The sequence below is a fragment of the Silanimonas sp. genome (assembly GCF_044377035.1).
Taxonomy (GTDB): domain Bacteria; phylum Pseudomonadota; class Gammaproteobacteria; order Xanthomonadales; family Xanthomonadaceae; genus Silanimonas.
In genome coordinates this window covers 1-6,236 of the sequence record NZ_JBILJW010000044.1, presented here as the reverse complement: position 1 = coordinate 6,236, position 6,236 = coordinate 1, and the positions used below count along the sequence as shown (strand labels likewise).

Genomic DNA, 6,236 nt, shown 5'->3' with positions numbered 1-6,236 from the left:
GTTCTTGTCGGGGTTCGTACCCGGCTGGAAGTACTCGCGGGCGATCTCCTTCAGCGGCAGGAAGCCGTGGCGGTCGACGCCGTATTCGACGAACGCCGCTTCGAGGGAGGGTTCTAGCCGCGTGATGCGGCCCTTGTAGATGTTGGACTTGCGCTGTTCCTTGGCCGACTGCTCGATGTCGATGTCGTACAGGGACTGGCCGTCCACGATCGCCACGCGCAGTTCTTCTGCCTGCGTGGCATTGATCAGCATCCGCTTCATTGTCAGGTTCCTCATGCGCTCTACCGCGAGGAACGCCGGGTCGGGCCCGTCATCCGGCGCCGCTTGCGCGGCGCCTGGCATCGATCCAGCGCTTCGGACCGTCGGGGCATTCCCGCGGGAGCGCTTCATTTGTATTCCACTGATGCCGGTCGGTGTGTCAGGCCGATCCGGTGCTAGCCGCGTGGCCGTCGGGCAACCCTTCGGGACACTCGGGCAGGGGGCGGGTTTGCCCACTCGAAAGCCGCTAACATGATCGCCCCCGGGGGGCGTGGTCGCGTTTCGGCGGGAACTCAGGGGAGGGGGCTTTCGGCCAACTCCCAAGCGAATCAGAACCTTAGCCTGCGCGCGGAGCTTAACAGATGCGCTCCGGCCCGCCCACCCCGTCGGTCTCGCCCATGAATGAGAAAACCGGAGGCGTTCGCCTCGTCCGCATCCCGGACGACCGCGACGGCCAGCGCCTCGACAATTTCCTGCTCGGCCAGCTGAAAGGCGCGCCGCGTTCGATCATCTACAAGATCGTGCGCTCGGGGCAGGTCCGGGTGAACGGCGGCCGGGCCAAGCCGGAGACCAAGATCAAGGCCGGGGACGAGGTGCGCATCCCGCCGGTCCGGCTGGCGGAGGAGGGCGAGCCCAAGGTGGCGCCCAAGGGGCTGCTGGACCGACTGGCCGCCAGCGTCGTCTTCGAGGACAAGGCCATCCTCGCCCTCAACAAGCCCTCCGGCATCGCCGCCCACGGCGGGTCGGGGGTCAGTTTCGGCGTGATCGAGGGCCTGAGGGCCCTGCGCCCGAACGAGTCGATCGAACTGGTGCACCGGCTCGACCGCGACACCTCCGGCGTCATCGTGCTGGCCAAGAAACGCTCGGCCCTGCTGGAACTGCAGGCCCTGATGCGCGGCGGCGAGGACGACGAAGGCCCCGGCAAGCGCTACCTCGCCCTGTTGGTCGGCCGCGTGCCGGACGGCACCATCACCGTCGACGCCCCGCTGCGGAAGTCGGTGCTGCAGGGCGGCGAACGGATGGTGCGCGTTGATCCGGAGGGCAAGGCGTCCGTCAGCCACATCAAGGTGCTCGAGCGCCGCGGCGGTCACAGCTTCTGCGAGATCCGCATCGAGACCGGCCGCACGCACCAGATCCGCGTGCACGCGGCCCATATCGGACACCCGGTGGCCGGCGATCCGAAGTACGGCGACAAGGAGGCCAACAAGCGCCTCGCCGAGCAGGTGGGCCTGAAACGCTTGTTCCTGCATGCGGCGTCGATGGAGTTCGCGCTCGACGGTGGCGCGACGCCCTACCTCGTGACCGCGCCGCTGAGCGACGAACTGCGCGCGGTGCTCGACCGCTTGGCCTGAGGGCGTCGGTGGTTCAGCGCTGCAGCAGCGCTTCGGCCTTGGCGGCGCAGACGAAATCGTTGATCGAGAGCCCACCCACGTCGTGGGTCGAGAAGCGCACCACGCAGCGGTCGTAGTGCACGCCGAGGTCGGGGTGGTGGTCCTCCGCATGGGCGATGAAGGCCAGCGCGTTCACGTAGGCCATCGTCCGGTGGTAGTCAGCGAAGCGGAAGGTCTTCTCGATGGCCGGGCCGTCGTCGATCAGGCGCCAGCCGGCCGGCAGCAGGGCCAGCAGCTCGGCGATGCGCTCCGGCGAAAGCTGGTGTTCGGCGCCGCGGAGCGGCGTGCAGCGGGCGGCGGCGAGTTCGGCGAGGGTCGTCATGGCAGGTCCATTCGGCAAAGGCGGCGTGGGCGTCGGACGATGTCGCGTGACGGCGACTCGACGCCGGTGAAGCACGAGGGCGCATAGAATACGCCGATGATCCAGATCACCGAATCCGCACAGACCCATTTCCGCCGGCTGCTGGAATCGCAAGGTGGTGATGCCGTGGGCATCCGTCTTTCCGCGCTGCATGCCGGCACGCCGAAGGCCGACGTGCGCTTGGAGTTCGCCGAGAAGAGCGATCTCGATGGCAGCGAGTGGGCCGTGGACTGCGAGGGCTTCACGCTGTTCGTCGACGGCGGCACCGCGAGCTACCTCGATGGCGCCGAGATCGACTACCGGACGAATGCCACCGGCGGAGAGCTCAATATCCGCGCGCCGAAGATCAAGGGCACGGCACCAGCCGATGGCGCGTCGATCCCGGAGCGCGTGCGTTGGATGCTCGACAACGAGATCAACCCGCAGCTCGCCGCGCACAAGGGCAACGTGCGTCTCGAGGAAGTCACCGCGGACGGCGTGGTCCTGTTGCGCTTCGGCGGTGGCTGCCACGGCTGCGGCATGGCCGACGTCACGCTGAAGCAGGGCATCGAGAAGCAGCTGATGGCGAAGATCCCCGGCATCATCGCGGTGCGCGACGCCACCGACCACAGCACCGGCGAAGCGCCCTACATCGCGCGCTGAATCGCCGCGCCACGTCGGCGGTTTCCTGCTGGACGCTGAATCGACGCGTCTCCATAAGGCGGCTTTAACCGCGGCTTACGCGCCGGCCCACCAGCATCGGGCGCTTCGTGATCGAGGCCCCCCGCACGCATGGCGTCAGACCGGCAGTTCTCGTGGCGCCGCAGCCTCGCTTGGGGCCTTTCCCTGGCCTTGCACCTCGGCCTGCTGGTGGCGATGACCCTGCCCAGCGAGCCTGTCGTTCTCGAGGCTGTCGCCGATGTTGGGCCGGTCCCGGCCTGGGTGCCGGTGGATCTGCTGGACCCGGCCGCGGAGCGCAGCGTGCCGGCGCTCGCGGATCAGCCGCGCACCGCGGCGGCCCCGTCGGACGCATCGCCCAACGTCGCAGCGCCCCGAGACGCGCCACCGTTGGTGGATCGCGCGCCGTTGATCGAGCCGGTCGAGGCTGCCTCGCCGGAGACGACCGCAGCCGCCGCGCTCGCAGCGGCGCCCGTGGCGCGCACGATCCTGTATCTCGACGACGAGGCCCGCGCCCTGCTGCCGAAGGAGAACCTGTATTCGGCGACGCCACCGCCGCGCGAGGGGGATTACTACACGCCGGGCAACGGCACTGAGGACGACGTGTTCTACCGTCCGCGGGCGCTGGACCCGAACCCGTCGCGCTTCGCGCACGCTTGGCGGCCGCGCGGCAGCCTCATCGACGAGTGGCTCGGGAGGCTGGTGGAGAAGGCCACGGGGAAGGTGTCGATTCCGCTCAACCCCAAGTTCTCGCTGGTCTGCGGAACCGTGGCCGGCGTCGCCGGGGGCTGCATGATCGTCCGCAACGGCGGCACCGGGGTGATCGTGGAGCGCCCGCCGCCCGCGCCATGGGACCGTTCCAACCGCGTGCAGTGCCGCGAACTGCGGCAAGCCCTGGAGGACTCCGAGGAGGCCGTGCAGGTGGCCTATTTCCTCGACCGCCTGTCGGCCCTGTGCAGCCCCGGCGCCGACCCCGCGGGCAGCTCGCCCGACGATGCGGCCGCAAACGACGAAGCCCGGCGCGAGGCCGGGCTTCCCGTGGAGCAGAGCGCGCCGGACACGGCGCCTTCCGATGATCAACGCGACTTGTAGATCTCCACCGCTTGCGGCTGCGCGGCGAGGTAGGCGGCGATGTTCTGGATGTCGGCGTCGGTGAGCTTGTTGGCGCCTTCGGTCGCGCTGACCTGGGCGTTCATCAGCACATTGACGCGGGCACCGGAGCGGTAGTCCTTCAGTGCCTTCTCGAGGTAGTCGGCGTACTGGCCGGCGAGCAGCGGCGTGTTGCCGTCGATCGACTTGGCGCCGCCTTCGAGGTGGCAGCTGGCGCAGGACTGGCCGCCTTCCGGCGTGGCTTCGAAGCGCTGCTTGCCGGCGGCGATGTCGCCCTTCGGCGCGCCGACGGCGAGCACGGTGCCGGCGAAGAGGACGAGGGAGGCGGTGGCGAGGGTCTGGAGGCGCATGGGGCGGAGGTCCTTCGTCACTTGGCCTTCGGGGCCGACAGGTAGGCGGCGATGTCGGCGATGTCCTGGTCCGAGAAGCTCGAGGCCTGCGCGGTCATCGTCGGGTGCTGGCGGTCGCCGCTCTTGTAAGCCTTGAGGGCGTTGACGAGGTAGGCCTCGTTCTGGCCTGCGATCTTCGGCACGTGGTAGCTCGGGTACGCGTTGCGGTACTCCGGGATGCCGTGGCAGCCGGCGCAGGTGTAGGACAGCGTCTTGCCGTTTTCGGGGTTGCCGGCGGCGTGGGCGGGCGCCATCGCGAGCGCGAGCGCGGTGCCGAACAGGGCGGTCAGGAGTCGACGCATCAGACGATCCGGGGTCAGGGTGGAAAGCCCGCGGATTATAGCCATCGTACGCGGCGCCTTGACAGGGTCATGGCTCAGGATGCGCCCGCGGCTCGGGCCACCCCCGATGTGCGCCGAGTCACTGATCCGCGTTCCATGGGGCTGTGTGCGAGGTCAGGCTGACTCTTGGCATATGCGCTTGTGAAGGCCGGGGATTAGTGTTGTATGAAACCAGCACACCACGGCCTCCCCATGACCGCTTCACGCTCAAACCCCTCCGCCACCCCGCGCTTTGCCCTGGCCCTCGGCCTGGCGGCCGTGCTCGCCCTGACCGCCTGCTCGGGCGGTGCCGAAGACGAGGGCGATGCCGCCACCGACGAGGAGACCGAGGCTACGGCCGAGGCCGGGGAGGACGGCAAGCCGGGCGAGGAGAAGAAGAACGAGGCCGTGCCGGTCGAAGTGGCCGCCGTGGCCGAGCGCCGCATTTCGGCCAGCTACAGCGGCACGGCGAACCTCGAAGTGCCGGCCGACGCCCAGGTCGTGGCCAAGACCGGCGGCGTGCTGCTGCGCGTCCTGGTCGAAGAAGGCGATACCGTCGAGGCCGGCCAGGCCCTGGCGCAGATCGACCCGGAGCGCACCCGCCTCGAGGTGGCCCGCGCCGAAGCCACGATGCGCCGCCTGCAGGCGAACTTCGAGCGCTCGAAGGAGCTGTTCGAACGCAAGCTGGTGAGCGCCGACGCCAACGACCAGCTGCGCTACGAATTCGAATCCGCCAAGGCCGCCTACGACCTCGCGCGCCTCGAATTGAGCTACACGACGATCACTGCGCCGATCTCCGGCGTGGTGGCACAGCGGATGGCCAAGCCGGGCAACCTGATCGCGCTGAATGCGCCGGTGTACCGCATCGTCGACACCTCCTACCTCGAGGCCGTGCTGAACGTGCCGGAGCGCGAGATGAACACGATGACGCCTGGCCTGCCGATTCGGATGATGGTCGATGCGCTCTCGGGCCAGGTGTTCCAGGGGGAGGTCGGCCGCATCAGCCCGGTGGTGGATTCGCAGACGGGCACGTTCCGCGTCGTCGGCGTGTTCCGCGGCCAGGACAAGCTGCGCCCCGGCATGTTTGGGCGTCTGAACATCGTTTACGACGAACGCGACGCCGCGCTGACCGTGCCGCGCATCGCCCTCATCGAAGGCTCGGGCGAGTCCGCGGTCTTCGTCGTCGAGGACGGCAAGGCGGTTCGCAAGGTGCTCCAGCTCGGCTACATCAACGGCGAATACGCCGAAGTGCTGGGCGGCATCGAAGCGGGCGAGCAGGTCATCACCCAGGGCCGGGTCGCGGTGCGCGACGGCGCCGAGGTGGAAGTGCTGAACCCGCCCGCCGCCGCGCCCGCCGCGACGGCCGTGGCCGACGCTGCCAACCGCTGAGCGCCCGTCCATGAGCCTGATTGAACTGGCCACCCGCCGTCGCGTGACGGTGGCGATGGCGACCGTCACCCTCGTGTTGTTCGGCTTCATCGCGCTGTTCGACCTGAAGGTCAACCTGCTGCCCGACCTGAGCTACCCGACGCTCACGGTGCGCACCGAGTACGTGGGCGCCGCGCCGGCCGAGATCGAGACGCTCGTCAGCGAGCCGATCGAGCAGGCCGTGGGCGTGGTCAAGAACCTGCGCAAGCTGAAGTCCGTTTCGCGCACCGGGCAGAGCGACGTCGTGCTCGAATTCGCCTGGGGCACCGACATGGACCAGGCCAGCCTTGAGGTCCGCGACAAGCTGGAACTCCTGCAGCTG

The 6,236-nt window shown here is 69.0% G+C and carries 9 protein-coding genes; 5 read left to right on the top strand and 4 right to left on the bottom strand.

The window, feature by feature from the left end; translation table 11 throughout:
- On the bottom strand, positions 1-261 hold a 261-nt coding region (locus ACIQ6S_RS13960; RefSeq protein WP_397608883.1), incomplete at its 3' end, for a S1 RNA-binding domain-containing protein.
- A 359-nt stretch (positions 262-620) separates the two neighbouring features.
- Between ACIQ6S_RS13960 and ACIQ6S_RS13955 the strand changes: the two genes are divergently transcribed.
- Complete coding sequence (locus ACIQ6S_RS13955) at positions 621-1,610, top strand: RluA family pseudouridine synthase (RefSeq protein WP_397608882.1); 990 nt, start codon at positions 621-623, stop codon at positions 1,608-1,610.
- 13 nt (positions 1,611-1,623) lie between these two features.
- Here the strand turns inward: ACIQ6S_RS13955 and ACIQ6S_RS13950 are convergent, their stop codons facing one another.
- The gene (locus ACIQ6S_RS13950) at positions 1,624-1,971 is read right to left on the bottom strand and encodes a 4a-hydroxytetrahydrobiopterin dehydratase (RefSeq protein WP_397608881.1); all 348 of its coding nucleotides are present in this window, start codon (positions 1,969-1,971) and stop codon (positions 1,624-1,626) included.
- Between the two features lie 96 nt (positions 1,972-2,067).
- Here ACIQ6S_RS13950 and ACIQ6S_RS13945 point away from each other — a divergent pair, with 96 nt between their 5' ends.
- Together ACIQ6S_RS13945 and ACIQ6S_RS13940 are read left to right on the top strand one after the other, a co-directional pair.
- Positions 2,068-2,652: an NfuA family Fe-S biogenesis protein gene (locus ACIQ6S_RS13945; RefSeq protein ID WP_397572387.1), complete on the top strand. Its 585-nt coding sequence runs from the start codon at positions 2,068-2,070 to the stop codon at positions 2,650-2,652.
- 207 nt (positions 2,653-2,859) lie between these two features.
- Positions 2,860-3,759 (top strand): hypothetical protein, encoded by a 900-nt coding sequence (locus tag ACIQ6S_RS13940; RefSeq protein WP_397608880.1) that lies wholly within the window; start codon positions 2,860-2,862, stop codon positions 3,757-3,759.
- On the opposite strand, the gene ACIQ6S_RS13935 is transcribed toward ACIQ6S_RS13940, so the two are convergent.
- Positions 3,744-4,127, bottom strand: a complete 384-nt coding sequence (locus ACIQ6S_RS13935; protein WP_397608879.1) for a c-type cytochrome — start codon at positions 4,125-4,127, stop codon at positions 3,744-3,746. The genes ACIQ6S_RS13940 and ACIQ6S_RS13935 overlap by 16 nt on opposite strands.
- A 17-nt stretch (positions 4,128-4,144) precedes the next feature.
- Entirely contained in the window at positions 4,145-4,468 is a 324-nt protein-coding gene (locus tag ACIQ6S_RS13930) for a c-type cytochrome (RefSeq protein WP_397608878.1), read from the bottom strand.
- 231 nt (positions 4,469-4,699) lie between these two features.
- Here ACIQ6S_RS13930 and ACIQ6S_RS13925 point away from each other — a divergent pair, with 231 nt between their 5' ends.
- Both ACIQ6S_RS13925 and ACIQ6S_RS13920 read left to right on the top strand, forming a co-directional pair.
- Positions 4,700-5,875: an efflux RND transporter periplasmic adaptor subunit gene (locus ACIQ6S_RS13925; protein WP_397608877.1), complete on the top strand. Its 1,176-nt coding sequence runs from the start codon at positions 4,700-4,702 to the stop codon at positions 5,873-5,875.
- 10 nt (positions 5,876-5,885) lie between these two features.
- Positions 5,886-6,236 (top strand): efflux RND transporter permease subunit (locus ACIQ6S_RS13920; protein ID WP_397608876.1); only part of this gene is annotated, 351 nt, incomplete at its 3' end.

Bases quoted from the DNA above. Each gene is read 5' to 3' on its own strand.
- ACIQ6S_RS13930 (WP_397608878.1), bottom strand. From the start codon at position 4,468: ATGCGTCGACTCCTGACCGCCCTGTTCGGCACCGCGCTCGCGCTCGCG.
- ACIQ6S_RS13950 (WP_397608881.1), bottom strand. From the start codon at position 1,971: ATGACGACCCTCGCCGAACTCGCCGCCGCCCGCTGCACGCCGCTCCGC.
- ACIQ6S_RS13925 (WP_397608877.1), top strand. From the start codon at position 4,700: ATGACCGCTTCACGCTCAAACCCCTCCGCCACCCCGCGCTTTGCCCTG.
- ACIQ6S_RS13955 (WP_397608882.1), top strand. From the start codon at position 621: ATGCGCTCCGGCCCGCCCACCCCGTCGGTCTCGCCCATGAATGAGAAA.
- ACIQ6S_RS13935 (WP_397608879.1), bottom strand. From the start codon at position 4,127: ATGCGCCTCCAGACCCTCGCCACCGCCTCCCTCGTCCTCTTCGCCGGC.
- ACIQ6S_RS13945 (WP_397572387.1), top strand. From the start codon at position 2,068: ATGATCCAGATCACCGAATCCGCACAGACCCATTTCCGCCGGCTGCTG.